The following is a 26,594-nucleotide window of genomic DNA, read 5'->3' as shown; positions in this document are numbered from 1 at the left end:
ATAAAACAACACGCGGCACGCATAAAAGAAAAAAACTTGGGGTAGCACTAAGCAGCAATCATCAACACGAGGATGCTGCATGTTGCGCATTAAAAAAGCCGTCCCACCCAAAAGGCGGGTTTATATATGACAGGAGACGTCATGAGTGACCGTCACGATTATCTGGCTCTGGACTGGGTTCGCGGGGAAATCCAGGAAACCCTGAACCAAGCGCAGCAGACATTGGAATCGTTCGAGAACAATCCGAACGACACCACTCGTATGCGCTTCTGTCAGACCCACCTGCATCAGGTGTACGGCACCTTGCAGATGGTTGAGTTCTACGGTGCGGCACTGTTCGCCGAGGAAATGGAGAAACTAGCCCAAGCCCTGCTCAACGGCAGCGTGAGCAATGTGGCTGACAGTCAGGAAACCCTGATGCGGGCGATCCTGCAGCTGCCCCCGTACCTAGACCGAGTCGCCAGCAACCGCCGTGACCTGCCGGTGGTCCTGCTGCCGCTGCTCAATGATCTGCGCGCAGCGCGCGGTGAATCGCTATTGTCGGAAACCGCCCTATTCAAGCCGGACCTCAGCGAAGCAACCGGCCAAGGCCAGATTCGTGACGACAAGCTCAACGATCCCCACTTTACCCAGCTGGCGAAAAAGATCCGCCAGATGTTCCAAACCGCCCTGCTCGGCATTCTGCGTAACGATAATATAGGCAAGAACCTGGGCTACATGGCCAAGGTTTTCACCAAGCTGGAGCAAGTCACCGGCGACGCGCCTCGTGCACCGCTATGGTCGATTAGTAATGCACTGGTAGAAGGGCTTTCAGAAGACGCCATTATCCTTGGCTCTTCGGTGAAACTCATGCTCGGCCACGTCGATCGCAATCTGCGGGAGCTGGCTGTGGACGGCGCCGCCAGCCTCAACCGCCCCGCCCCCACCGATCTGATCAAGAACCTTCTTTACTACGTGGCCAAAGCCGACGTGGACAGCCCCCGCATCCGTGATGTCCAGGCCCGTTTTCGGCTGGACGAGGCACTGCCCTCCGATGACCTAGTCAACACAGAGCGCCAGCGGATGACCGGCCCGGACGCCCAGGCCATGAGCTCCGTGGTGCAGGCGCTTTCCGAAGAACTCACTACCGTCAAAGACACCCTGGAGCATTTTGTTCACAGCGGCGACTCCGACACCAGCAAGCTGCAGCCCCTTACCCTTACCCTGAAACAGGTGGCCGACACCGTGGCCGTACTGGGCCTTGGCCAACCTCGGGCGCTGGTGGAAGAACAACTGCACGCTATGGAAGGTATCGTGGCCGGCAAAGCACCTGCCGAACGTGAAACCCTGATGGATATCGCCGGCGCGCTGCTCTATGTAGAAGCAACCTTGGCGGGTATCGGCGGCGACCGCCGTAACGCCAGCCACAATCGCCAAGGCGACGATATGCCTAGCCATGTAGGCCAAGCGATGGATGCTGTACTTCGCGAATGCCGCGCTGGACTGGAAGAAGCCAAAGACGGCATCGTGGAATTCATCGCCTCACAATGGAACCCCGAGCCCCTGCAAGAGGTACCAGCACGCCTGAATGCCGTGCGCGGCGGTCTGGAGGTGATTCAGCTGGGCAAACCCGCGCTGATTTTGCAGCAGTGCGTGCAATTCATCGAAGAAAAGCTACTCGCCGTAGATAAGCCCAAGCCTGACTGGCGCAGCATGGACACCCTAGCTGACGCCATTACCTCAGTAGAATATTACCTAGAGCGTCTGAGTGACGACCCGGAAACCACCGACGATATCCTCCAGCTGGCCCGTTCCAGTGTGGAAATTCTGGGCTATCCACTGCTAGAAGAACAAAACTTTGTCGATAGTGATGTTAAATCCATTGAACTAGCCACTTCGGACATGGGTAGCAGCGCCCTGGAACATGATATGGACGCCTGGTCCGGTTTTACTGATAAAGCCGAACCGCAAGATAACAATAGCAGCAACGATGAGGCGCGGATCAATTCCCCCCAGGAAATCACCTTACCGGCTGAACCAGAAGAGGAACCGCAAACACCCGCTACAGCGGCTACCGAAACTCAGGCGCAAGACGATGATCTGATTGATGACGAAATCATTGAGATCTTTCAGGAAGAAGTAGGCGAGGTGCTGGACGCACTAGACCAGTACTTCCCTCGCTGGGTCGCCAACACCAGCGATGAAGAATCCTTGGTAGAATTCCGCCGCGCCTTCCACACGCTGAAAGGATCTGGCCGCATGGTCGGCGCCAGCACCGTGGGCGAACTGGGCTGGTCCGTGGAAAATATGCTCAACCGGGTTATCGACCGAACCATTGAGCCCAGCGCCGTGCTGATTGCCCTGGTGCAGGAAGTCCGTAACCGAGTACCTGCATTGGTCGATGCTTTTACGCTGCGCCAAACCGACCCATTCGACGTACAGCCTTTAATCGACGCCGCCGACACCCTAGCCAATGGTAGCCAGATCAGGCAGGTCCCCACCTTGGCCGGTGCGGCTAGCAACACCACCCACAGCAATGACAACGCAGGAATTCTCGACGACATCGTCATGGACACCACCGCCGATGCCACTCTTGACAGCCCTGCGGACGCTGAATACATCACTCTAGACAACGCCAGCGAAAACGAGAACCTAGAACTAACCGAACCAGCACTAAGCGACAGCGCTAATTGCGAGCCTGCCGACAATGACCTGTCCACTGAGGACCTGGCCGCCTTTGAAGCTGCTGCCAGCGAAGACGCCCTCAATCCTTGGGAGACAGAGAGCAGCAGGGATGATGTATACCTGCTTCCAGCGGACAACGATCCCACTGGAATCGACGAAGGCATCAGCCTGGATTTACCAGAACAGGAACCCGCTGACGACGCTGATAGCGATACCAGCAATGCATCCATAGAAAGCCTATCCGACATCCCGGACATGAGCTGCGCCCCCTTTGAAGAGGACAGCAACGAAAGTGGCCCAGACCCCATGTTGCTGGAAATCTTTTCCAGCGAAGCCCGTCGCAGCCTGGCACTAATTGCTCAATGGCTGGCCAACAACGACACCGACCTGTCCGAGCACCCGGTGGATGACGGTGTCCACCGTGCCCTACATACTCTTATGGGCAGCGCGCGGATGGCCGAAATCGAAGCAGTAGCCGAAGTAGCCGAGCCAGCAGAAAAACTGACACGGGATCTGATTAGCAGCAACCGCCGGGCCAACCAGCAGCAGATAACTCTACTGGCTAAAACCCATGACTTGATTCTCGCCAGCCTGGATAAAATCACCTCGCGCCCCCCAGGTCATCTACCTGGCGCCGACGAATTGGTCCACTCCCTGAATCAGCAACGCGATCAACTGCAAGATAGCAGCAGCAACGATCCAGACCCGCACATTCTTTCTATTTTCCTATCCGAAGGCATGGATCTGATCGTAGATTCGGAGCCACTACTAAGCCAGTGGGCACAGCACCCCGAGCACACCGATGAACTGGTGCACCTGCGCGATGCATTGGAACGGCTTGCCAACAGTGCTGCCACCTCCGACCTCAACGAAATCCACGATCTGGCAGCAGCGCTGACGGGCTGTTACAGCGCGGTGCAGAGCGCTCATCTGGCTTACAGCGAGCGTCTATTCACCTTAGCTAGTGAAGGCCAAGAAGCGCTGATGAATATGATGGACTGCCTGGCCGCCGGCCAGACCGTCCACGCGAAACAAGAATTAGTAGAGGCCCTGCGTAAGCTGACGGGAGGCGACGACCCTAACGGCAGCCTGGCCGACAGCAGCAGCGACATTACACTGGGCAGCACAGTTGTAGTGACCCAACGGGCTGAACACACCACGGATAGTCACCGCTACGAAGCCCACATGGACCCGGAGCTAATGGCGCTGTTCCTGGAAGAGGCCGAGGAAATCCTCGAGTCCGCCAGCCACAGCCTCGACCAGTGGGAGGCCGGCGACAACAGCAACATCAGCAGCCTGCAGCGTGACCTGCACACCCTGAAAGGCGGCGCGCGCATGGCCGGTGTCGCTCCGGTGGAAGACCTGGCCCACGAACTGGAAAACCTTTACGAAAGCTATAACGCGGGGCAACTGGAATCCCACGCGGCGCTGTTCCACCTACTGCACCAATGCCACGACAGCCTGGCAATGATGATCGAAAATCTGCAGGCCAACACTCCCCCTGCCGATCATGCTGAACATAGCGAGCAAAAAAACAGCTTGGCCACCCCACAACCCAACACCACTGGCGCCCCCATTACGATTGAGGACGCACCCGCGTCCATTGATGTGCCCCCTCAACCGAAGCGCGACCCAGAGTTGGTGGAAATTTTTCTGGAAGAAGCGGATGAAATTCTTGAGTCTGCCGGCAACAGTCTGGAATTGTGGATCAGTCAACAGGACAACCTGATTGAACTGCAATCCCTACAACGGGATCTGCACACCCTCAAAGGGGGGGCTCGCATGGCCGAAGTCCCGGAGCTGGGAGACCTAGGCCATGAACTGGAAACCCTGTACGAAGGACTGGCCCAAAGCCAACTGGCTATCGAACCCAGCTTATTTGATTTGCTTCACCGCTGTCATGACCAACTGGCTGAGATGGTGGAGGCACTGAGAACCAACCAACCGCTGCCAAATGGCGGGGTACTGATCGCCGCTATCCACGACTATATGGCTAACCCCGTAACCTTTGCCTTGCCCGCATTATCAGCCATACAAACGGTACACCCCAGCCCCCCCTCTGCCGACGTGGTTGAGCAAAACCCTCCCGCGACCAGCCATGAATCCGCATCATCAACCCCGGCGGCTGATGATGCATGGCAAGCGGACAGCGACCCTGAGATTCTGAATATTTTCCTGGAGGAGTCCGAAGAATTATCGGAAATCATTAATGCCTGCCTAACCTCCTGGAGGGATAATCCGCAAAGCACAGACTTCACCGACGACTTAAAACGGGCGCTACATACCCTTAAAGGCGGTGCACGGCTGGCCGGGCTCAAGCAACTGGGTGATATCAGCCACAATTTTGAAAACTATTTACTGGCGCTGGAGCGTCGTCGTCAAACCCCGGCACCAAGCGATTTCCAGCCCATGCTCCGCTGGCATGATCAAATCAACCGGGGCATGGAGTCCGTCGCGGCGGCGGCACGAGCCAATACGCCCGCCGCCCAGGGGGCAAACACCACCGATCAGCTTAATACCTTACTAACCGCCCCTCCTCAGCCGGCCCCCCAGCAACCGCAAAAAGACGCCCGCCGTCAGCGACAGGCTCAAGCGCAACCACAGGAAATGGTTCGAGTCGGCGCCGATGTTCTTGAAGCATTGGTAAACCTAGCCGGGGAAACCTCTATCAACCGTGGCCGGGTCGAGCAGGGCATCACTGAGTTTGCCTTCAACGTAGAAGAGATGGGCAACACCGTACAGCGCCTCTACGAACAATTACGCCGATTGGACTCGGAAACAGAAGCGCACATCATGTCCAACTATCAGAAGGGCGTGGATCTCGGCGAACACGACGAGGACTTCGATCCGCTGGAAATGGACCAGTACTCCGAACTGCACCAGATTGCCAAGCAGCTCTCCGAGTCCGCCTCTGACTTGCTAGACCTGAAGAACACCCTGCTGGACCGTAATAAAGACACGGAAACCTTGCTACTACAGCAAGCGCGCATTAATACCGAGCTGCAGGAAAAGCTGATGCGCACCCGCATGGTGCCATTCAGCCGTTTGGTGCCACGGCTGCGCCGTATTGTTCGCCAAATCTCCGGTGAAGTGGATAAGCGGGTAGACTTCGATGTGATCAATCCGGAAGGGGAACTGGATCGCTCCCTGATGGAGCGCGTGGTCGCCCCACTAGAGCATATGCTCCGTAATGCCGTGGATCATGGCATCGAAACCGGTGATGCTCGCAATGCCGCAGGCAAGAACCCTACTGGACATATAAACCTCGAACTGGGCCGCGAAGGAGGAGAGGTTGTCATCACCCTCTCCGATGATGGCAAGGGTATCGACACCGATGCGGTGCGCGAGAAAGCAATAGAACAAGGCCTAATCGCCGAAGACGCCCAACTCTGCGAACAGGAAATCCAACAATTCATCTTCCACGCCGGTTTCTCTACTGCCGCCGCAGTAACTCAGATCTCAGGCCGCGGAGTAGGCATGGACGTGGTGGCCAGCGAAATCAAGCAAATGGGGGGTTCAGTCGCCATCGACTCCCATAAAGGGCAAGGTACACGCTTCATCATTCGGCTGCCGTTCACCTTGGCCATGAACCGCGCCTTGATGGTAAAAGCCGCCGACGATTCCTACGCAATCCCGTTGAATCAGATCGAAGGCATCGTGCGAATCAGCCCCTTCGAATTACAGCACTACTTCGAAGAAGAGAACCCGGTCTATACCTATGTGGGCCAAGATTACCAGTTACAGTATCTGGGGCACTTTGTTCACGGCAACCGTGTACCGCATTTGGAGAATCAAACCACCCCCATGCCGGTACTGCTAATTCGCAGTACCGAACATACCGTGGCTATTGTGGTAGATGAACTAGTTGGTTCCCGGGAAGTGGTGGTCAAAGCCGTAGGCCCGCAGCTAGCGACCATAGCCGGCATCAGCGGCGCCACCATCCTCGGGGATGGTTCCGTAGTCATCATTCTTGATATCCATTCCCTGATTCGTGCCGCTCATGTGCAAACCACTGCCCTTATCTCGGATGAGGCGGTTCCGGCCCTGCCTCAAGAACCCGAAGAAGAAGCCCTACCCCAACGCGAAACTCCGCTGGTCATGGTCACTGATGACTCGGTTACCGTGCGCAAAGTGACCACCCGCTTGCTGGAACGTAATGGCTACGAAGTGGTCACCGCCAAGGACGGCATGGATGCCATTGCCAAGCTGGAAGATATTCGCCCGGATGTAATGCTGCTGGATATCGAAATGCCCCGCATGGACGGTTTCGAAGTGGCCAGCCATGTGCGGCACGACAGCCGCTTACAAAATGTGCCAATCATCATGATCACCTCCCGTACCGGCGAGAAGCACCGCGAACGGGCCTTCGATATTGGCGTTAACTGCTACATCGGCAAACCGTTCCAAGAGAGCGAACTGCTTTCCACCATTCGCGAGCTGCTTGGTGAACTGCAGGAAGTGGATAACGGATGACCGCGCCCGGGCGTGTTGGCGTTATTGCCGACAGCACATTGCAAGGGCACCTGCTCTCCAGCGCAGTGAAAAGCCAGGGTTATCAGGTCGTAGTCAGCACCGAACCCGAAACCTTGGAGGATCGCTGGCTGGAAACTGACGCGCTGGATCTGCTGGTCGTTGATCTGTCCAGTGAAGATCGCTGGCAGCAGTTTCTTGATGACCTGCTGGAGCGAGCTGAAGTGCCGATCCTGTTTTGTGACGGCCAGGCACCGGCTCGCACCGACGTCCTCTATCCCAAATGGGAACGGCGCCTAGTCACCAAACTGGTGAGTTTTATCGGCAAACCGGCAGCAGAAGAGCGGCTTGAGGTAATTCCCGCGCGCCCGCCCCAAGTACGCATTCCCCAGCCTCGGGAGTTTCATGCCATTCGCCCCGGCGACCGGCCCCGGCAAGTGTGGGTACTGGGCGCCAGCTTGGGCGGACCGGCCGCGGTGAAACGGTTTCTTGACTGCCTGCCGGCCAATCTGCCAGTGGCCTTTGTTCTGGCACAACACATTGACGGGCGCTTTCTAGATACCCTGTGCGGGGTGCTGGGCCGAGACAACTCGATTCATTGCAAGATCGGGGTTGATGGTGAAGCCCTGCGCCACGGAGAGCTGGCCATTGTGCCGGTGAAATATGCAGTACGCTTTCGTCACGACGGCCGTATCCAGTCAACCGGTGCACCCTGGGAAGGCCCCTATGCGCCGTCCATCGACCAGGTGATCCAGTATGGGGGCGAAGGCTTTGCTCGCGCATGCGGGGCCATTCTATTTTCCGGAATGGGCAACGACGGTGCTATCGCCGCCCCGCGTCTGGCAGCCACTGGCTGCCCGGTATGGGCACAAAGCGCAGAAACCTGCGCGGTCAGCAGCCAACCGGATTCGGTACGCGAAACCGGCTGCGTGAGCTTTAGCGGCTCACCAGAACAACTTGCACTACAACTGGTGGAACGAGTAAGAAGGGAACTGACACAAAACCCATTCCCAATGCATCCAGAGTATTAACAACCGTAACGGCTCGTGCTCGGCCCCGCAGCCCGCGACGAGAGACACGATGACAAAAGAAGGAACAGCACTATGGCGCAGTTGCCCTCCGATATTTCCAGTCTGCTGATCCCTATGCAGGGGCGCCCTTGGCTGGTGCCCAATATTGTGGTGGCTGAGGTGATTCCACTGCGCCAACCAGATCGTCCTGGCCATGGACCGGAGTGGCTGCTGGGTTGGCTAAGTTGGCGCGACCAGCAAATCCCGCTGCTGTCATTCGAAAAACTCAACGAGTCAGGCCAGGTCACCATTGGTCAGGATGCTCGTATAGCAGTGCTGAATACGGTGACTAGCCAAGTACCCTTTTATGCCATGATAGTGCAAGGGATTCCTCGTCTACTGAAAGTGAGCAAAGATGACCCGGTGGAAGAACCGATGGATACCGGACCTGCTGAAACCATGTACATTCAGGTCGGTGGCGACCTAGCGGTGATTCCTGATCTAGACGCCATTGAAGGCGCCGTGGCGGGGCTGCAGAAACCGGCATGATTGATCGTGACAGACTAGCCATCCTGGCGGCGGAAGAGTCCACCAGCCCCCGCAGCGGGAAACCGTTTCGCAACCGCTTTGCCACCCCACACCACGGCCTCGGTGCTTTTTTGCGCTGGCAATGGGACTCCCGAGGGCGCTTCCCGGCGCACCAGTCCTTCCCATTACACAGACCCGACCCGGAGCAATTGCACAAGCCAGGCCATCGGCCTCAGATTACCTGGATCGGTCACGCTACTTACCTGTTCCAGCACCATGGCTGGAACCTGCTCACCGACCCGGTGTTCTCCGACCGCTGCTCACCCTTTAGCTTTGCGGGGCCGAAACGGGCGGTACCGCCGGCACTGACCGTGGATCAGCTGCCCGACATCAATGCGGTATTGATATCGCACAACCACTATGACCACCTAGATAAAGCCTCAGTAAAACAATTACAGAAACGTTTCGGCCGCGATATTCTTTGGTTCGTGCCCGAAGGTATTGCTCCCTGGCTGCGCAAACTGGGGGTAGAAAGAATCATCGAGCTAGGCTGGTGGCAAAGTGACTATCACGGCCAGGTCGAGGCTTTCTGCCTGCCCGCCCAGCACTTCAGCGGGCGCGGCCCTAACGACCACAACCAAACACTGTGGTGCAGCTGGCGCCTAAATTTCCCGGATTTCAGCCTCTATTTTGCGGGAGACACCGGTTATGCACCATTATTTAACGAAATTGCTAAGGTATTCGGACCGGTAGATCTGGCATTATTGCCCATTGGAGCCTATGAGCCGCGCTGGTTTATGTCCCCTGTGCACATTAATCCCGCGGAGGCGGTAAAAATTCATCAAGATATCCAAGCTCGTCAGTCTCTCGCCATGCATTGGGGCACCTTCGTGCTGACGGATGAACCCATGGATGCACCGCCGAAAGCCTTGGCCAAAGCACTCTCAGAGCAACACATCGAACACGTACATTTTCAGGTTCCGCAACACGGCGAAACCCTGACCATTGAACTAACACATGAATAAACAATATCAAGGCCGCCGCCTGTGGCTGGTGGTTCGTCTACTGGCTTGGTTACCATTACCCTTGGCCACCGCTTTCGGCGCATTTGTAGCCACCCTGATTACCCTGGCGCCGCTACGCTACGCCAGCGCCTATCGAGTGGTGCTAATTAACTTGCTTGCGACCCACCCAAGCATGTCCTTGGCCGAAGCCAAACGCATCGGTCGCCGTAGCATGGCGGAACTGGGGCGCACCCTCACCGAATTCAGCCATGTCTGGCACCGCCCGGTCCAAGAGACCCTTGCCCGAGTTACCCAGATCCACGGCGAACAAGCCTTTCTCGATGCTTGCGCTAGCGAGCGCCCCGTACTCATGTTGTCCTTGCACCAGGGGAGCTGGGAAATCAGCAATCTATATTTAGGCGATAAGGGAAACCGCGAAAAGACCTTAATCATGTACCAACCCCACCCGGCCACCTTAATGGATGCCATGGTCAAAGCGGCCCGGGAGCGCACCGGCTCCGTCCTCATTCCCACCAATAGTCAGGGGGTCAAAAAAGCGCTGGCGGCCATGAAAGCTGGCGGCACCTTAGGCATTCTCTCCGACCATAACCCGGGAAACCGCAGCAATCCGGTGGTTCCTTTTTTTGGCTATGAGGTGCCCACCCCTGCCCTGATCGATAAACTGGTACAACGCTATCGGCCCCATGTATTTATCGTTTCGTGCATCCGTGGCGAGGGTGGGGTGAAAGATATCCAGCTCCATTTCGAGGAGGCCCCGGAAATCGAACAGGCTAGCGATACCATGGAAATCCTCACCACCATGAACGCTGGCCTGCAGCGTTGTATTGACCGCAATCCGGGCCAATACCAATGGACATACAAGCGCTTCAAATGGGGCCCACGCGGTCGGCGCAATTGGTACAGACACTCCCTGCAATTGCTTCACCGCATCCGACAAGGGGAGGACCGCAAGTCTCTCGGCTTGCACCCTGACACTGACAAAGATCAGTAAAACAGTCTTAAGCATTGGTTAACCTTCTACTAGTAAACTTCGGTTAACAAAAAGGGGGGCACTATGGCAACTAAACCGACGAACTGGCACCCATTACATAAAGGGCTTCACTGGCTAGTGGTTTTGCTACTGGTGATGGTCTGGGGTGCCGTAGAGCTTCATGAGTTCTACGAGAAAAGTGACCCCATGCGCGAATGGTGGAAAATGCTACACTTTTCCTTAGGGCTAACCGCCCTAGTCGTTATGCTCATTCGGCTTTATGGCCGCGCCCTTTACCCTAGGCCGACGCCGATTGGTGCTGTTTGGCAGCGTCAATTATCCAGCCTTGTGCATGGGCTGCTATACATAGTCATCTTGGCCATGCCCCTCAGCGGCTTTGCCATGCGTCAGCTTGCTGGCAAGAGCATCGAAATTTTTGGCGCTCTCACTGTACCTCAACTGGTAACGGTGAATATGGATCTAGCCAAGCAAATCGCGTTCATTCACAAAGACGTGCTGTGGACCATTCTGCTAACGCTAGTTGTCATTCATATCGCAGGGGCACTGTGGCACCATTTCATCAACAGAGATACGACCCTACAGCGCATGCTCCCAGGCAAACACAATGACACGCTGTAATAGACTTCATTTCCCTCTATCCGTGCAGTGTAGGAGACAACGTGCAGTCGAGTGGAAAAGGGCTCGCCTGCTAACGGTCTCCTACCAACGCTAACGCTCCCCATCTAAACAAACAGCACCGGCCACCCTCGCCTCCCGAATCCTTCTGCACAGACTGTAGACCCGCCCCTCACTGGTCGGAAAACTATTGTGCAAGCAAGAGGGCAGATTGCCTGTACCCCGCTGTGGCGGCACAATGCCTGTGCACTGGGCCGTCCAACGGCTCCTCACATTTTTTCCCCCAAGAGAAGCTTGCATGACTATCCAAAATGACAAGGTCGCCACCTTGCACTACCGCCTCTTCAACGCCGACGATGGTAGCGAAATTGAAAATTCCCGAGACAACGGCGAGCCTATGGCCTACCTGCATGGTTACAACAATATCATCAAGGGCTTGGAATCAGCGCTGGAAGGAAGAGCGACCGGCGACAACGTGGATGTGACCATCAGCCCTGAAGACGGCTATGGTGAGTACGACAACACGCTGTTCCAACGCATCTCCCGCAAGTACCTGAAACACGCTGGTAAGCTTGAGCCAGGCAAAGTCGTCACCGTCTCCACCGACGAAGGCCCACGTATGCTCACCATCCTGAAGGTGGGCCTAAAAACTGTCGACGTGGACGCCAATCACCCCTTGGCGGGTAAGGCTCTGCGTTTCGTTGTCGACATCACAGATATTCGTGATGCCACCGACGAGGAAATAGCCCATAAGCATGCCCATGGCGCTGGTGGGCACCAGCACTAAAATTGGCGTCGAGCCACTGAGCTACAACGCGGGGTAAGCTTTCCAGGTCGATCCACTTGCGCCCGCGCTTTTACCGTGAACCGCACAAAACCATAGATTTAGGGCCGCGTTCTAGCTCGTAGCTTGTCGCTATATCATTTTCAGTCTTTTCCTACCGACGTACCTGCCATCAACATGCTATCTTTGTGCATCAGAATAATACAAAGGGGCACAGGCATGGATCTTCCGGAGTACAGTTACTGGATCATCGCAGGACTCGCGTTGGTGATTGCCGAATTTGCCATTTCCGGTCTGGTTGTGATTTTCTTCGGCATTGCCGCTTTGTTGGTGGGCAGCCTTAAATTTATTGGCCTGCTCGACGACACCACCTGGGAGCTCACCGTTTTCGCGATCACCAGCCTGTTATCACTGGTCTTTGTGCGACGCGTTCTTAACGACAAACTGATGGGCCGCGAACAGCAACGAGAAGGCGAAGAAGACAGCGCTGGCTTGATCGGCCACAGAGCCACCGTGGCTGAAGCCTTTGCCAAAGGCACGGGTACCGTAAACTATCGCGGTGCCCGCTGGCAGGCACAATGCAGCCACCCCCTTAATCCAGGGGATATAGTGCGCATCACCCAACACGAAGGGCTTTGGCTCACCGTGGAACCTTGGCCCGTGATATCCCCACAAGACACTCAAAAAAACTGACTCCGTGACAGTCGAACATCCCACTTTTCGTTTTTATCGCTACTTTGACTTTCGACACAATAAGGAACTGTACCCATGGCTGGTTTGATTATTTCCGGACTGCTCGCCCTCGGCGTTGTCGTTTTACTGTTTATGGTAATTCGCATCGTTCCCCAGCGAGAAATTTATGTGGTTGAACGGCTGGGAAAATACCAGTCATCCATGGATGCTGGCCTACACTTTTTGATGCCTTTTATTGATCGTGTCGCCTACAAACATTCTCAGAAAGAAATTGTTCGCGACGTACCGCGCCAAAGCTGTATTACCAAAGATAATATCGAAGTTTCTATCGACGGCGTGATGTATCTACAAGTGGTCGACCCCAAAGCTGCCAGTTACGGTGTAGACGACTATGTCATGGCTGCCCAGCAGCTGGCTCAAACTACTCTGCGCTCCGTTATCGGTAAAATCGATCTAGACAAAACCTTCGAAGAGCGCGGCGAAATTAACATGGAAGTAGTTAGAGCTGTGGACGAAGCCGCACAGCCCTGGGGTGTAAAAGTCCTACGTTACGAAGTAGCCGATATTAACCTTCCCGTCTCCATCAAAGATGCCATGGAGAAACAGGTTCGTGCCGAACGTGAACGTCGCGCCGTGGTTGCTGAATCCGAAGGTGAACGCCAAGCAGCGATTAACCGTTCCGAGGGTGACCGCCAGGCAGCGATTAACCGCTCTGAGGGTGAGAAACAGGAGATGATCAATATCTCTGAAGGTGAAAAAATGAAACAGATCAATGAAGCGGAAGGGCGCGCTCAGCAAATTGAACTGATTGCCACCGCCACCGGCGAAGGTCTGCGCCAGGTTGCCGCAGCCGTGAAGGAAGACGGCGGCCAGGAAGCCGTTAGCCTGCGCATTGCAGAGCAATACGTGACCGCCTTCGAAAAAGTTGCCAAGGAATCCACCACCATGCTGCTCCCCCAGGGCCTCAGCGATATCGGCGGCACCGTCGCCAGCCTGCAAAAAGTCCTTAAGACCGTGGAAAAAACCCCGGCCTGAGGAGCAAGTTAAAAATTGAAAAGCGCGACCGGGGTAAAAGCGGTAATCGAAACCGCTTTCCCCGCGCCGCAGCGCCAGGCGCCTTTCACAGCCACTACCGCGCAAAATTCAACACACAATCTCGCGCCTTTTCAACTTCAAATTTCAAACTCACCTGCAAGGCTTGCATTCTCTTCTTATCACCCCAATAGCCTTGATATCCCATTACAAAGATTCAGGAGTCACCATGTCCCGTCATTTTGAAAAAGCCAACGGCTTGTTCGAGCATCCGGACGAGGTAACCCAAGAATACCTATTCAATCAAACCATGCTGCGCGTTAAAGATCCGAAACGCAGTCTGGATTTCTATACCCGAGTGCTGGGCATGCGACTGGTGCGCAAGCTTGATTTCCCTGAAATGAAATTTAGCCTTTATTTTCTTGGCTATCTAAGTGAGGAAGAAGCGGGAGACGTACCCAAAAATGATGCCCAGAGACTGACTTTCACCTTCGGTCGTGAAGCCATGCTAGAGCTAACCCACAATTGGGGCAGCGAAGAGGATCCAGACTTTTCTTACCATGACGGCAATGCTGAGCCCCAGGGTTTCGGCCATATCGGTATCACCGTTCCCGATGTATATGCCGCTGCCGAGCGCTTTGAGAAAATGGATGTGACTTTCGTCAAGCGTCCGGATGACGGCAAAATGAAAGGTCTCGCTTTTATCAAAGACCCCGATGGTTACTGGATTGAGATTCTTCAGGCCGACATGATGGAACAACAGCAATCCTAATCATCATGTTGCGTACTATCGTAGTAAAACCCCGTCCGGCTCGTTAGATCGGAACGAAAAAAAGAATCAGCCCCCATGCTACAATACCGCCATCACTGCGGTTAAACATTGGGGGTTTTCTTGCTGACACGCCTTCCTCCCTGGGTCGAAGTTGGAGCCTTTTTGCTCGCGTTTCTGGCGGGCAGTGTCAATGCCGTAGGGCTACTGGGCTTTAGCCATCAATCCGTTTCTCACCTGACAGGCACCTCATCACTGTTAGGCCTAGCATTGGCCGAATTAGCTCTCAGCAATGTATTACACCTGCTTTTCACCCTGATAAGCTTTCTCGCCGGCGCCATCCTCAGCGGCTTACTCATTACCAGCACGGCCCTCAAACTTGGCCGCCACTACGGTTTTTCCCTGCTGATTGAAGCGGCCCTACTCATCTTGGCGATGCTATTTCTGCAACGTGGCAATGATATCGGTGTCTATCTGGCATCCATGGCCTGCGGCTTGCAAAACGCCATGGTCACCACTTACAGCGGCTCCATCATTCGCACCACTCACTTGTCAGGGATCTTCACTGATTTGGGCATCATGCTCGGCAACCGTTTGCGCGGTATTCCTCTCAATGGGCGCCGGCTGTTGCTGTTTCTCTTGCTGATTAGCGGCTTTATCTGTGGCGGAGTCATCGGCACTTTATTATTCCGCCTGCTGCATTTTTCTGCGCTGATCGCGCCGGCAACCTTAGCCGCGTTACTAGCGGTAATTTATTGGGGATACAGCCGACAACACCGCTAACGCCATCCGTATCCACGCAGGGTCACCACGTTAATTGTTCGGAGAACCAGAGCCGCAGACGTCATTGCTGCCAGGCATAATCCATCTGCCGGGCGGTGCGCTCGGCCAGCTCACGGCTGTGCAACCGCTCAACCAAATGCAGACTCATATCGATACCCGCAGAAATACCCGCAGAAGTGAGTCGGTTTCCATCTTCAACCCAACGCACTTCGCTGTGAACGTCTAGGTCAGGAAAACCCGCGCGTAGCTCAGCAAGATCTTCCCAGTGCGTTGTCACTTTTTCATTGGAAAGCAACCCCGCCTTGGCCAACAGAAACGCACCGGTGCAGACCGACGTCACCCAACCAGCCGGCTCTCCAGCCCGGCGAATTGCGCAAAGCAGGGCAGGGTTACGGATGGCCTGAGTATGTACACCCCCACTAACCAACAACACATCCAGCGGCGGATGATCATCTAGGGTGAAGTGGCTTTGCACGGAAAACCCTCCACGAGCCATCACCGTTATGGTTTCACTGATCAATGAAACACACCAAGGCGTGACCTCACACAAGCGAGCCGCCGTAGCAAACACCTCATAAGGGCCAGCAAAATCCAATACCTCGGCATCATCGTAGATCACAATCCCGATTTGCTGCATGACGGTTCCTATAGATTATTTAGCAGAAGAAACGCGCCGAATCACCAGAGTAATGCCGCCCAGAATGGCCGCCGATGCCAGCACCAGACGCAGAGTGAGCGCCTCATCCATCCACAATACGCCCGCCAGCGCTGCAAGCACCGGCACGCTCAATTGCACCGTGGCTGCCGTAGAGCTAGCCAGCCCACGCAACGCCAGATACCAGGTAGCGTAACCGGCTCCCGATGCCAGGGCACCGGACAACGCCGCATACAGCAGCCCCGACACCTTTGGCCATTGGCTCGGCCAAGCGAACAGCGCCAACGGTAGCAGCCAGATCAATGCACGCAGGAAATTGCCCGCGGTGACCGCCGTGGCGTCGGCCGCGCCCTTGCCCCGCAGGGAGTACACACCCCAGGCTGCACCTGCCACCAGCATCACTATTGCTGCCGCCAGCGGCGGGGCCGTCGCGCCGGGCAACATCAACGCCACCAAGCCACTCAGCGCCAATGCCAGCCCCAGCCACTGGGCTCGCGCCAAGCGCTCCCCACGATATAAACCAACACCCACCATGGTGGCCTGCACCGCGCCGAACAGCAGCAAGGCGCCCGTACCTGTGGCGAGCGCCACGTAAGCCAGCGAAAACCCGGCGGCGTAAACAAACAACGCTAAGGCCGAGCCATGATTACCCTGTGTGACCATGGCTTTCACTTGCCGGTCTCGCAGCAACAGGATCAGCGCCAACATCAGCGCTCCGGACAGCAAACGCACTGCGGTAAAGCTGGCGGCATCAATGGCGCCTTCACGCAACGCCAAACGGCACAACACCGAATTGGCCGCAAAAGCCAGCATCGCCAAAGCCGTCAAGACCAGGCTACGTTTCGCTGACATCAACAAACCACCCATAGTGCGTTCACGATGGATCTTGGCCGGATCTCCACTCGGCTATTTTTCTGGCCGATTAACGGCATACCCTCTCCCTGCCTTTTGCGTGCGGCTAGCCCACCTCGCCCAGCAACACACTTACCGTGCCCACATTAAACAGCACCGTGCACCAGAAAATTCCAGTGAACGGTTGCTTACGGGTTTTGTGACGAAACAGAGAACGAGCCAACATCGCACCGGGCCACCCCCCGGCCAGCGCCAATAGGTGCAAGCTTTGCTCAGAAGTACGAGAACCCCCTCGCACGGCGACGCGCTTATCCCACCCATAAAGCCCGAATACAAGCACCGACGGCACCGCATAAACGCCTGCCAAGTAGGGCAGCAGCCTGTTGTGGCGGGCATAAATGCCCAACACTAGCGCAAACACTGCAAGGGCCATCAGTGCCGCGATGATGCCCGATGCAGCAACTGCCTTGGAACCTGTGCGACGGCGCGATCTCCGGGGCCGGGCCTTCCCCTTAGTGGCCATGCCAGGCCCACAGGGCCGCCAGCAACGCCACCGGGGCGGTTTCCGCTCGCAACACCCGGTTGCCTAACGCGAACGGGCTAAAGCCCGCATCCGCCGCCTGCTGTAATTCATCATTGGAAAAGCCACCTTCCGGCCCCGTCAGCAACGCCAGCTCCGTTTGCCCCTGCAAGGCAGCCGCAGAGAAGGACTTTTCGCCCGGATGGGCTATCAACTTCAGGGCGGGAAGATCAGATGTCAGCCAGTCACGCAGGCTCAGCACGCCGTGCACCACCGGCACCCGGTTCAGGCCACATTGCTCACAGGCACTGATAGCGACTTGCTGCCAATGGCCCAGCTTCTTTTCCTGACGCTCACCCTTTAGGCGGACTTCACAACGTTCCGTGTCCAGGATCACCAGGGCAGTGGCGCCCAGCTCAGTGGCCTTCTGGATCGCATAGTCCATGCGCTCGCCTTTGATCATCGGCAACGCCACCGTCACCGCCAAAGGAGCGCAACGATCTTCATCCGTGAACGTAAGCGGCTCAATGCAGACCGCCTTTTTGTTGATGGCAGAGATACGCGCTAACCATTCACCGCCGCGGCCGTTAAACACCACTAATTCATCAGCCACCGCCATGCGTAACACCTTGCCAATATGGTGGCTTGCGCTAGCACCCAACTCTACAAGCTGACCTACATGAAAGTTCTGATCATCAAAAAAGCGGCGCGGCATGGAATCTCCATCACGAATAGGTGCCAGCGGGAAAAACAAAAGGCTACCATACCTGCGCCACGCCCCCGGCGTGATTTTGCCAACCCGATGGATGAGACATTGCCTATGGGCGAGATTGTACAGTCGGCATTCCGGCCACCACTATGGTTACGCAACCCCCACCTGCAAACCCTGTGGGGGCCCATGGGCCGCACCCTGCCGGAAGTCACGCGGCGCACGGAACGGCTGAACCTGAAAGACGGTGATTATCTGTTGCTAGACTGGGCCGGACCACAGAGCCAACCCGGGCAGCTGACGGTGATGTTATTACATGGGCTATCCGGGTGCAGCGACTCCCATTACATGCGCGGCATACAAAAAGTGTTGGCTGAAGCGGGAATCCGTTCTGTGGCCATCAACAGTCGCGGGGCCAAAAAACCCAACGACACCGCGTTGTGTTATCACGCGGGCGAAGTGGATGATGTGGATGCAGTGATCGACCATGTGTTCCACGAAAACCCCACTGGCCACCGCATTGCCATCGGCGTCTCTCTAGGCGGCAGCCGGCTACTGAACTGGCTGGCCCACCGGGACAACAACCACCTCAGTGCCGTAGCCACCATTTGTGCTCCCTTGCGGCTGGATATCTGTGCCAACCGGCTGGATCAAGGCTTGTCGAAATTGTACCGCCAACACCTGTTAAAAAACCTTTTGACCAACTTCGAAAGGCAGAAAATCCATCTGGACAAGGTCAACCCCCCGGAGGCCAAACGACTACATCGCCTGAACATGAATAGCATCCGTTCGTTTTGGCGCTACGACGACCAAATCATCGCCCCGTTATATGGCTTTCGGAGTGCCTGGCATTATTACGCGCAATGCTCCGCGGGTCCCAAGTTGCTACAAATCCGCACCCCCACGTTGATGCTGCAAAACCGTGACGACCCGTTTATGACTCCACAAACGTTACCCCGGCAGGAAGAGCTCGGGCCAGCGGTGACACTGGAGGTAAGCGATTACGGTGGGCATGTGGGCTTTGTCGGCTACAAAAGCCAGCGTTACTGGTTAGAACAACGGCTATTAGCGTTTGTGCAAGGTTTCGGGATTCGCTGAGGCTCCACAGGCAGCCCTCAGCAACCCGAGGGTGACAGCTCAACAGCATGGCCCAGCAGCAACTCGCTGGTGTTATGGGCGGCTCGATAACGCTCTTTCATTTCCGCCAGGTGATCTCGAGCCTCACCTTTTAGGAAGGGCTCCTCGAGGCAAATAATCTGGTACACCCCATGACGCATCAAGCTCTCATCCAGCTCCTCATTAGCAGCAGCATCCGGGCGCAAACCATGTACCAGGGAGGCCCACGATGACATCAGCACCCAGGTATTGACCATCAAACCCTGCAGTTGCTCATCATCCAACGCCAGTATCCCGCTGCTACGCAGCTTTTCGTAAATCACGGTCCCGCGTACCAGAATGGCTTCCACAAACTGTTGATAACGTGTTGCTAGAGCAGTCTCCTCCGCGTGCAGAAAATGAGACAGGTCGCGGTGAAAAAATCGATACTGCCACATGGACGCCAACAGCCCCTCGAAATAATGCACCTTCACCTGCCAGCTCAACGGCCCCTGAGGCGCCTCCAACAAGCTCAGCAATTGTTGTTGGTAACGGTCGAAAAGCGCTGACACGATCACGCCTTTGTTTCGAAAGTGGTAATACAGGTTGCCTGGACTAATCCCCAGGGCCTCGGCAATGTGGTTGGTGGTCACGTTGCGCTCTCCTTGTCGATTGAACAAGACAAGGCTGGTTTCCAAAATGCGCGCTTTAGTGCTGGTCATAAGGGGCCAAATGTGGTCTTTCTGATACACGATGTTGACTCTTAGAGTAATTACTCTAAAAATCAGACTCAAGATTAATTTTTAATCACTCCATCATACATAACAATTCAACTAGGGAGGCGAGGACCATGGTCGCCGAAGTAAAAGATCTGCACAGAAATAACCCAGACATCGCCCGCTTGCAGAGCATATTCACTGCTCAAAAAGCCGCATACCGTCAGAACCCTTACCCTAGCGCCGAACAGCGTCTTGAGTTAATCAGCAGACTCAAGCCATTGCTGGTCGATCATGTTGATGCTTGGATCGACGCTCTGAACAACGACTTCACCACCCGTGCTGCGGATGAAACCAAACTCGCAGAAATCATGATGACCCTAGAAGGGCTGAAATACACCACTAAGAAACTACGCAAATGGATGAAGCCCTCCAAGCGCCATGTGAGCGCCATGAATTGGCCGGGCAAAACCTGGGTGGAATATCAGCCGCTCGGCGTGGTGGGCATTATCGTGCCCTGGAACTATCCGGTGCAGCTGGCGGTAGTACCGCTAATTACTGCTCTGGCCGCCGGTAACCGGGTGATGATCAAGATGAGTGAGGCCACACCTCGCACTGGCGCGCTGCTGGAAAAATTGATCACCAACATCTTCCCACAGGAACAAGTTGCCGTGATCAATGGCGAAGTGGATGTAGCGCAGGCTTTCTCTGAACTGCCTTTCGACCACCTCCTTTTCACCGGCTCCACGACCATTGGCAAGCACATTATGCGCGCGGCCTCCGCTAACCTGACTCCAGTCACCCTGGAACTGGGCGGCAAAAGCCCCTGCATCATCGGCCAGGACTTCCCCATGAAGGACGCGGCCGAACGTATCGCCTTCGGTAAATGCTTGAATTCCGGACAAACCTGTGTGGCTCCAGACTACATTCTCTGCCCAGAAAATCGCGTGCAAGAATTTGTCGACGCATGGAAAGCCCAGGTTACCCAGTCCTACCCGACCATGGTGAACAACCCGGACTTCACTGCCATTGTGAACCCACGCCAGCAAAAAAGGCTGCTGGGTTATCTCGACGACGCCAAAGCCAAAGGCGCAGATGTAATTGAGATCAACCCGGCTAATGAAGACTTCAGCGGTAGCCAGAAGGTGCCACACACCTTGGTACTGAATGTGAACGACGACATGGACATCGCCCAAGACGAGATCTTCGGCCCACTGATGATTGTCGTGCCTTACAAAACGCTGGATGAGGCCATCGAATACGTGAACGACCGGCCCCGCCCGCTAGCGCTTTACTATTTCGACTGGAATCAGGACAACTGCAATCGTGTGCTCAAGAACACACACTCCGGCGGCGTATGCCTGAACGACACCATCTCTCATGTAGGTGTAGATGACATACCTTTCGGCGGCATCGGCCCGTCTGGCATGGGCGCTTATCATGGCCCAGAAGGTTTCCAAACTTTCTCTCAGGCCAAAGGCATTTACAAAAAAGGGAAGATGAACGCTACCAAATACATACTCCCTCCCTACGGGCGTAGTATCCATAAGCTCATCTACAAGTTCCTGCTGAAATAAAAGTAACCGTAGCTGCTATAGGAGCGTCGCTCATCGCGTCATTCAAACTTAACTAGGTGCCCGTTACCACAAAGAGCACCTAGTTAAGTTGGGCTATTGCGCCGCTCCTACACTACAGATAACGACTAATACAAAAAAAAGAGTGCGCAATGGATCAGGAAATCAATCGCCGCGGCTTCCTCAAGCTCAGCGCCGCAGGCAGTGCTGTGCTGGCTACCGGTTCCGGGCTGGCCCTGCTTACTGGTTGCTCCAGTAACGACGGACCTGCAACCGGCTACAAACACTTCCGCCAACAAGACGTCGACCTGCTTACCCCGCTGGTGGGTGCCGTGCTCGGCCCTGCCCTCACCAATGTAGGCGCTAGCGCTGAAGACGGCATGAAAGCCTTCGATGACCTACTCGAAGGCGGCATGCCCGGCACCCGGGCTGCACTATTTCAGGTGCTCGATCTGATGCAACTGGGTGCCGCCCGCTGGTATATAACCGGCACCTGGGCCAGCTTTGCCGATCAGAGTGAACAAGAAATTAAGCAAACCCTCACCGAATGGTCCGCCAGTGAGCGAAGCCTATCACGCATGGCCTTTAAAGGGCTGACCCAGCCGATCCATATGGCTTGGTATGTAAAACCGGCCGCCGCTCGCAGCACCGGCTACCCCGGCCCGCCCAAGAAAATTATTGCCTAACACGGGCCGCTTGCGGCCTTTATCGCGTGTACTGCTAGCCAAAGAAAAAGGATAATGCCATGCAGGACCTCACTACCCTTACCATCAACGTGAAAGACCCGTGGAAAAACCCAGCCAACGGCTGGGATGTTATCGACGGGCGCACCATCACCGACAACCGCACTTTAGAAGCCGATGTCATCATCGTAGGTACTGGTGCTGGCGGCGGCGTTAGTGCAGAAATACTCAGCCAGCGCGGCCTCAAAGTCATACTGGTGGAAGCAGGCAAACTAAAAAGCTCCGACGACTTCAAACTGGATGAAGGTAAGGCCTACCGTGACCTCTACCAAGAGGGCGCGCTACGCGCTACCAAGGATGCCGGCATGACCGTAATGCAGGGGCGCACGGTGGGCGGCACCACCGTGGTTAACTGGACGAGTAGCTTCCGCACCCCCCAGAAAACCCTGCAATACTGGCACGATGAATTCGGCGTACAGGGGCTTAGCCAGGCACAAATGGCTCCCTGGTTTCAACAGATGGAAGATCGTCTAAACATAGAAAAGTGGGCCATGCCGCCCAACGCCAACAACGACATACTGAAACGGGGCTGCGATGACAAAGGCTGGCATTCCGCCATTATCCCCCGCAACGTAAGCGGCTGCTGGAACATCGGTTATTGCGGCATGGGCTGCCCCACCAACGCCAAGCAATCCATGCTGGTCACTACCATTCCCAGCGCTCTAGATCACGGCTCCACACTGATTTACAGCGCTCAGGCCGACACCCTGATCATTGAGGGTGACAGCGTTACCGGCGTGCGAGTGCGGCCACTAAACGATGACAAAAAGCCTACCGGCGCCACAGTAACACTAAAAGCCAAAACCGTAATTGCCGCGGGGGGGGGCATTCAAAGTCCGGCACTGCTGATGCGCTCCGACGCCCCAGACCCGAACGGGCTAGTGGGTAAGCGTACCTTCCTGCATCCCACCACGTTTGTGTTCGGTCTCTACGATAAAGAAATCGCTCCGTATTACGGCGCCCCACAATCCATGTATTCCGACGAGTTCACGTTTAAACACGGAGTCGATGGCCCGGCGGGTTACAAAATGGAAATGATGCCCATGCATCCGGGCCTGTCTGGTGCATTAATAGGCGGATTCGGCGAACAAGCCCGGGAAGAAATCGAACGTCTTCCCAACTTGGCCACCGCTATTGCCCTAATTCGCGATGGCTTCCATGAAGATAACCAAGGTGGCACCGTGGAGTTGCGTGATAACGGCGAACCTCTGCTCGATTATCCCGTCAATGACTACCTGCTGGAAGGTGCCAAACGATCCCACCTGACCATGCTGGAAATGCAATTTGCCGCTGGCGCCAAAGAAGTACGGCCCAGCCACGCTCATGCTGGTTACTACAAAAGCTGGAAAGCAGCCCGCGAAGGCGTGGCACAACTGGACTATGCCCCTGTCGTTACCGCGCTGGGCAGCGCCCACGTTATGGGCGGGCTAACCATGGGAGCTGATGAGAGCCGCTGCACCGTCAACAGCGACGGCAGCTACAAGCACCTGAACGGCCTCTATATCATAGACGGCTCCGTATTCCCCACCAGCATTGGCGCCAATCCACAACTCTCCATCTACGGCCTCAGCGCCCGCAATGCCTCAGCATTGGCCGATAAACTGAAAGGCTGAACCACCGCCATCATCCCCCTGCTACGTAGTTACCCTGCGTAGCAGGGGCACGTCCTTACCCCTCTATGCGTGCTTTTTTCTCATTTTCCCTGTCAAAACCTCAGGAAGCAGGCGAAGCCACGCGCTAAATGAGGTATAAGTGCGGCATGAAAACCCCACAACGTTTACAGCCCCTGGTCGATGATGGACTCGTCGATGAGGTCATCAGCCGTCTGATGAGTGGCAAGGAAGCCGATATTTTTGTGGTTCGCTGTGGCCAAGAGATCCGCTGCGCGAAAGTCTACAAGGAAGCCGCCAAGCGTAACTTCAAGAAAGCCGCCCAGTACCGGGAAGGGCGCAAGGTACGCAACAGCCGACGCAGCCGTGCCATGGAAAAAGGCTCGAAGTTCGGCCGCGAACAGCAAGAAAAGATCTGGCAAAGCGCCGAAGTGGATGCCCTGCGATTACTCGCCCAGGCCGGCGTCCGCGTGCCCAAACCCTACGACATGCTCGAAGGTGTGCTATTAATGGAGCTGGTCACCGACGACGAAGGCGACGTCGCGCCTAGGCTCAGCGACGTTGTCATGTCCGCCGAGCAGGCCGAAGAAGACCACGCCCTGATGATGCAATACGTGGTTCGCATGCTCTGCGCCGGCATCATTCACGGTGACCTGTCAGAATTCAATGTCCTCGTGGACGATTATGGCCCGGTAATCATTGACCTGCCCCAGGCCGTGGATGCCGCCGCCAACAATAACGCCGAGGCCATGCTGTATAGGGATGTAGATAACATGACCCGTTACTACGGCCAATACGCACCATCACTGCGCGGCAGCCGCTACGGCCAAGAAATTTGGGCCTTGTATGAAAGCGGGGAACTGACACCAAACAGCGAACTCACCGGCCAGATGAATGATGATGGGCACATTGCCGATGTAGATGATGTATTGGCAGAGATTAAAGCCGCTTTTGAAGAAGAACAAGAACGCCGCGAACGCATTACCAACAACCACGACGATCCCTACGCCTAAGAAAGGCCGGGCAGGCGGCATTCCCTCACGCCTCCCGGCACAGCATCAAGAGAAGCGGTTAGTAGGCCCTTTTCATTTGCATAGCGCCAAGCAGGATACTTGCTATCCACTTTACGCAAACGTACGGCGAAGTCATCCCGGATGGTATCGGCTGGCCTACTGTAACAAACCAACGACCAACGACAACTTCAGCAACAGCTTCACCTAAGTCGGCTTTCTGATCCTCTTACTAAACACGAGAAAACCTCTGCAAAACACCGTACGTGCTCAGCCATCCATAAGCCCCCTAAATATTCTAACGCTCACGCAAAAGAATAATGTAGTGGTCAACTAATACCGGACAGTGATTTAGGTTTTTCCTCGGCCATGGCGGATGCAATCCCGCCATTGTAGCTGTGAGGCCTGTGGTGATTGTAGTAACCCATTAGATAGTCACCGATATCTTTCTTTGCTTCGGGCAAGTCGCGGTAGCCCATCGTAGGAACCCACTCTGACTTTAGGCTTCGGAACAGCCTTTCCATTGGCGCATTGACCCAGCAATTGCCCCGTCGGCTCATGCTTTGCTGCATCCGATAGCGCCATAGACGCTGCCGGAACATGCGGCTGGCGTACTGGCTGCCCTGATCCGAGTCGAGCATGACTTTATCGGGTTGACCACGCTGTCCCCAAGCATGATCCAGGGCCTTTACCACAAGATCTGCATCCGGGTGGCTGGAGACCGCCCAACCAACAACCCGTCGTGCGAAGAGATCAAGCACGACGGCCAGATATAGGTGATATCTCCGCACCACACCTGATTAGGGCTTGCTACCGTAAACTCTCGATCCAGATGGTTCGGTATATCTGGCCGCTCTACTGTCGCCTGCTTGTAGGCATGGGGCCCGGGCTGCTTACAGATTAGTCCCAGTGCACGCATAAGACTGCGCACTTTGAACCGGCCAACTTTCTTCCCCTGCTCATTGAGAAGCTTTTGTATCGTGCGGCTTCCCACTGAGCTTCTACTCTGCCTGAATAGACGATTAACCATCGCCTTCAGGGTCACACGCTCCGCATCAATGTAGTGGCGTCGCTGACGATACTCGTAGTAGCTGGAGCGGCTCACATCAAACGCCGTACAGACCGATTCAACAGGCTCCTCCTCACTCAACTGGTCTATCAGCGCGTACGATTCAGATCGTCCTACATCAAGAGAGCGGTAGCCTTTTTTAGTATGCTCTTCTCCCGTTCCAACCGATCGCAGCGGGCCTCCAGCTCCTGAATACGCCGCTGTTCAGGGGTAGGGCTTTGCCTTTGGGCGTGACCCCATGGCGCTCAGCTTCAAGCTGCTTCACCCTGCGCCGCAGCGCACTCTCGACAACACCAAGCGATACGCTAACCTGAGAAATTGTATAGCCTTGATCCAGCACTAGAATCGCGGCCTCCTGCTTGAATTCAGGAGTAAAGGAACGTCTTTTTCTGGTCATCTGGCACCTCGCTTAAGGTGGTAACTTTACCACCTACGTTGGTGTCCGGATTCATTAGACCACTACAGACATACCGCCAGCGGTGTATCGCCAGAAAGTAGAAAACCCTAGTTTAGAACTGTCTCACTAAAAGGGGAGTGGACAAAAAGATGACGGGCATAAAAAAATGATTATGCGTTTCGCGTGTTGACTAAAAAGCAAGCCCTACATATACGTATTCCCCTTACTTTATATAAGCGAATGCTTACATCAGATCGCCATTTCTGAGGAGCCTGCTCGC

Annotated in this window: 24 protein-coding genes; 16 read left to right on the top strand and 8 right to left on the bottom strand. The window is 55.5% G+C overall.

All coding sequences use genetic code 11. The features are described from left to right. The first annotated feature begins 141 nt into the window (after positions 1–141). The 11 genes from ABO_RS00520 (at position 142) to ABO_RS00470 (ending at position 15,364) form a co-directional block, all read left to right on the top strand. Positions 142–7,137 (top strand): Hpt domain-containing protein, encoded by a 6,996-nt coding sequence (locus ABO_RS00520; RefSeq protein ID WP_041704569.1) that lies wholly within the window; start codon positions 142–144, stop codon positions 7,135–7,137. Then, a complete protein-coding gene (locus tag ABO_RS00515; RefSeq protein WP_011587401.1) occupies positions 7,134–8,165 on the top strand; it encodes a chemotaxis protein CheB in 1,032 nt (343 codons plus the stop codon). The genes ABO_RS00520 and ABO_RS00515 overlap by 4 nt, the downstream gene beginning before the upstream one ends. Positions 8,166–8,237: 72 nt before the next feature. Next, the gene (locus ABO_RS00510; RefSeq protein ID WP_011587400.1) at positions 8,238–8,693 is read left to right on the top strand and encodes a chemotaxis protein CheW; all 456 of its coding nucleotides are present in this window, start codon (positions 8,238–8,240) and stop codon (positions 8,691–8,693) included. Beyond that, positions 8,690–9,697 (top strand): MBL fold metallo-hydrolase, encoded by a 1,008-nt coding sequence (locus ABO_RS00505; protein ID WP_011587399.1) that lies wholly within the window; start codon positions 8,690–8,692, stop codon positions 9,695–9,697. The genes ABO_RS00510 and ABO_RS00505 overlap by 4 nt, the downstream gene beginning before the upstream one ends. Then, on the top strand, positions 9,690–10,688 hold the full coding sequence (locus ABO_RS00500; protein WP_011587398.1) for a lysophospholipid acyltransferase family protein: 999 nt from the start codon (positions 9,690–9,692) through the stop codon (positions 10,686–10,688). The genes ABO_RS00505 and ABO_RS00500 overlap by 8 nt, the downstream gene beginning before the upstream one ends. Before the next feature lie 63 nt (positions 10,689–10,751). Continuing rightward, a complete protein-coding gene (locus ABO_RS00495) occupies positions 10,752–11,306 on the top strand; it encodes a cytochrome b (RefSeq protein ID WP_011587397.1) in 555 nt (184 codons plus the stop codon). Between the two features lie 295 nt (positions 11,307–11,601). After that, positions 11,602–12,090 (top strand): FKBP-type peptidyl-prolyl cis-trans isomerase, encoded by a 489-nt coding sequence (locus tag ABO_RS00490; RefSeq protein ID WP_035461581.1) that lies wholly within the window; start codon positions 11,602–11,604, stop codon positions 12,088–12,090. A 216-nt stretch (positions 12,091–12,306) separates the two neighbouring features. After that, positions 12,307–12,780, top strand: coding sequence for an NfeD family protein (locus ABO_RS00485; protein WP_011587395.1), 474 nt, complete (start codon positions 12,307–12,309; stop codon positions 12,778–12,780). A 75-nt stretch (positions 12,781–12,855) separates the two neighbouring features. After that, positions 12,856–13,815: an SPFH domain-containing protein gene (locus ABO_RS00480; RefSeq protein WP_011587394.1), complete on the top strand. Its 960-nt coding sequence runs from the start codon at positions 12,856–12,858 to the stop codon at positions 13,813–13,815. 226 nt (positions 13,816–14,041) lie between these two features. Then, positions 14,042–14,584, top strand: coding sequence for a lactoylglutathione lyase (gloA, locus tag ABO_RS00475; protein ID WP_011587393.1), 543 nt, complete (start codon positions 14,042–14,044; stop codon positions 14,582–14,584). A gap of 162 nt (positions 14,585–14,746) precedes the next feature. Continuing rightward, the gene (locus tag ABO_RS00470; RefSeq protein ID WP_231483531.1) at positions 14,747–15,364 is read left to right on the top strand and encodes a YoaK family protein; all 618 of its coding nucleotides are present in this window, start codon (positions 14,747–14,749) and stop codon (positions 15,362–15,364) included. 61 nt (positions 15,365–15,425) lie between these two features. Here ABO_RS00470 and ABO_RS00465 read toward each other — a convergent pair whose 3' ends face one another. The 4 genes from ABO_RS00465 to ABO_RS00450 form a co-directional block, all read right to left on the bottom strand. Beyond that, on the bottom strand, positions 15,426–16,001 hold the full coding sequence (locus ABO_RS00465) for a DJ-1/PfpI family protein (protein WP_011587391.1): 576 nt from the start codon (positions 15,999–16,001) through the stop codon (positions 15,426–15,428). Between the two features lie 15 nt (positions 16,002–16,016). Further along, positions 16,017–16,871: a DMT family transporter gene (locus tag ABO_RS00460; RefSeq protein ID WP_046962254.1), complete on the bottom strand. Its 855-nt coding sequence runs from the start codon at positions 16,869–16,871 to the stop codon at positions 16,017–16,019. 106 nt (positions 16,872–16,977) lie between these two features. After that, the gene (locus tag ABO_RS00455; RefSeq protein ID WP_050731491.1) at positions 16,978–17,304 is read right to left on the bottom strand and encodes a DUF1294 domain-containing protein; all 327 of its coding nucleotides are present in this window, start codon (positions 17,302–17,304) and stop codon (positions 16,978–16,980) included. 79 nt (positions 17,305–17,383) lie between these two features. Then, positions 17,384–18,106 carry a 16S rRNA (uracil(1498)-N(3))-methyltransferase gene (locus ABO_RS00450; RefSeq protein WP_011587388.1) on the bottom strand — a complete coding sequence of 241 codons (723 nt, stop codon included), beginning with the start codon at positions 18,104–18,106 and terminating at the stop codon, positions 17,384–17,386. A 105-nt stretch (positions 18,107–18,211) separates the two neighbouring features. Between ABO_RS00450 and ABO_RS00445 the strand changes: the two genes are divergently transcribed. Next, a complete protein-coding gene (locus ABO_RS00445) occupies positions 18,212–19,198 on the top strand; it encodes a YheT family hydrolase (protein ID WP_035461625.1) in 987 nt (328 codons plus the stop codon). A gap of 17 nt (positions 19,199–19,215) precedes the next feature. Here ABO_RS00445 and ABO_RS00440 read toward each other — a convergent pair whose 3' ends face one another. Beyond that, complete coding sequence (locus tag ABO_RS00440; RefSeq protein WP_011587386.1) at positions 19,216–19,917, bottom strand: TetR/AcrR family transcriptional regulator; 702 nt, start codon at positions 19,915–19,917, stop codon at positions 19,216–19,218. 128 nt (positions 19,918–20,045) lie between these two features. Here ABO_RS00440 and ABO_RS00435 point away from each other — a divergent pair, with 128 nt between their 5' ends. The 4 genes from ABO_RS00435 to ABO_RS00420 all read left to right on the top strand — a co-directional run bounded on the left by ABO_RS00435 (position 20,046) and on the right by ABO_RS00420 (position 24,851). Further along, positions 20,046–21,488 carry a coniferyl aldehyde dehydrogenase gene (locus ABO_RS00435; RefSeq protein WP_011587385.1) on the top strand — a complete coding sequence of 481 codons (1,443 nt, stop codon included), beginning with the start codon at positions 20,046–20,048 and terminating at the stop codon, positions 21,486–21,488. 149 nt (positions 21,489–21,637) lie between these two features. Then, complete coding sequence (locus ABO_RS00430) at positions 21,638–22,171, top strand: twin-arginine translocation signal domain-containing protein (RefSeq protein ID WP_011587384.1); 534 nt, start codon at positions 21,638–21,640, stop codon at positions 22,169–22,171. 59 nt (positions 22,172–22,230) lie between these two features. After that, positions 22,231–23,841 (top strand): GMC family oxidoreductase, encoded by a 1,611-nt coding sequence (locus ABO_RS00425; protein WP_011587383.1) that lies wholly within the window; start codon positions 22,231–22,233, stop codon positions 23,839–23,841. A gap of 146 nt (positions 23,842–23,987) precedes the next feature. Continuing rightward, complete coding sequence (locus tag ABO_RS00420) at positions 23,988–24,851, top strand: PA4780 family RIO1-like protein kinase (RefSeq protein WP_035461587.1); 864 nt, start codon at positions 23,988–23,990, stop codon at positions 24,849–24,851. 326 nt (positions 24,852–25,177) lie between these two features. Here ABO_RS00420 and ABO_RS14625 read toward each other — a convergent pair whose 3' ends face one another. From ABO_RS14625 to ABO_RS14615, 3 genes are all read right to left on the bottom strand, one after another. Beyond that, positions 25,178–25,639 carry an IS3 family transposase gene (locus ABO_RS14625; RefSeq protein ID WP_269763796.1) on the bottom strand — a complete coding sequence of 154 codons (462 nt, stop codon included), beginning with the start codon at positions 25,637–25,639 and terminating at the stop codon, positions 25,178–25,180. After that, entirely contained in the window at positions 25,537–25,878 is a 342-nt protein-coding gene (locus tag ABO_RS14620; protein ID WP_269763800.1) for an IS3 family transposase, read from the bottom strand. Before ABO_RS14620 ends, ABO_RS14625 begins: the two co-directional genes overlap by 103 nt. A gap of 178 nt (positions 25,879–26,056) precedes the next feature. Continuing rightward, the gene (locus ABO_RS14615; protein ID WP_011587380.1) at positions 26,057–26,314 is read right to left on the bottom strand and encodes a transposase; all 258 of its coding nucleotides are present in this window, start codon (positions 26,312–26,314) and stop codon (positions 26,057–26,059) included. Between the last annotated feature and the right edge of the window lie 280 nt (positions 26,315–26,594).

This window comes from Alcanivorax borkumensis SK2, from assembly GCF_000009365.1.
Taxonomy (GTDB): domain Bacteria; phylum Pseudomonadota; class Gammaproteobacteria; order Pseudomonadales; family Alcanivoracaceae; genus Alcanivorax; species Alcanivorax borkumensis.
Note: the sequence above shows the minus strand (reverse complement) of the source record. Positions and strands in the feature narration are given on the sequence as shown.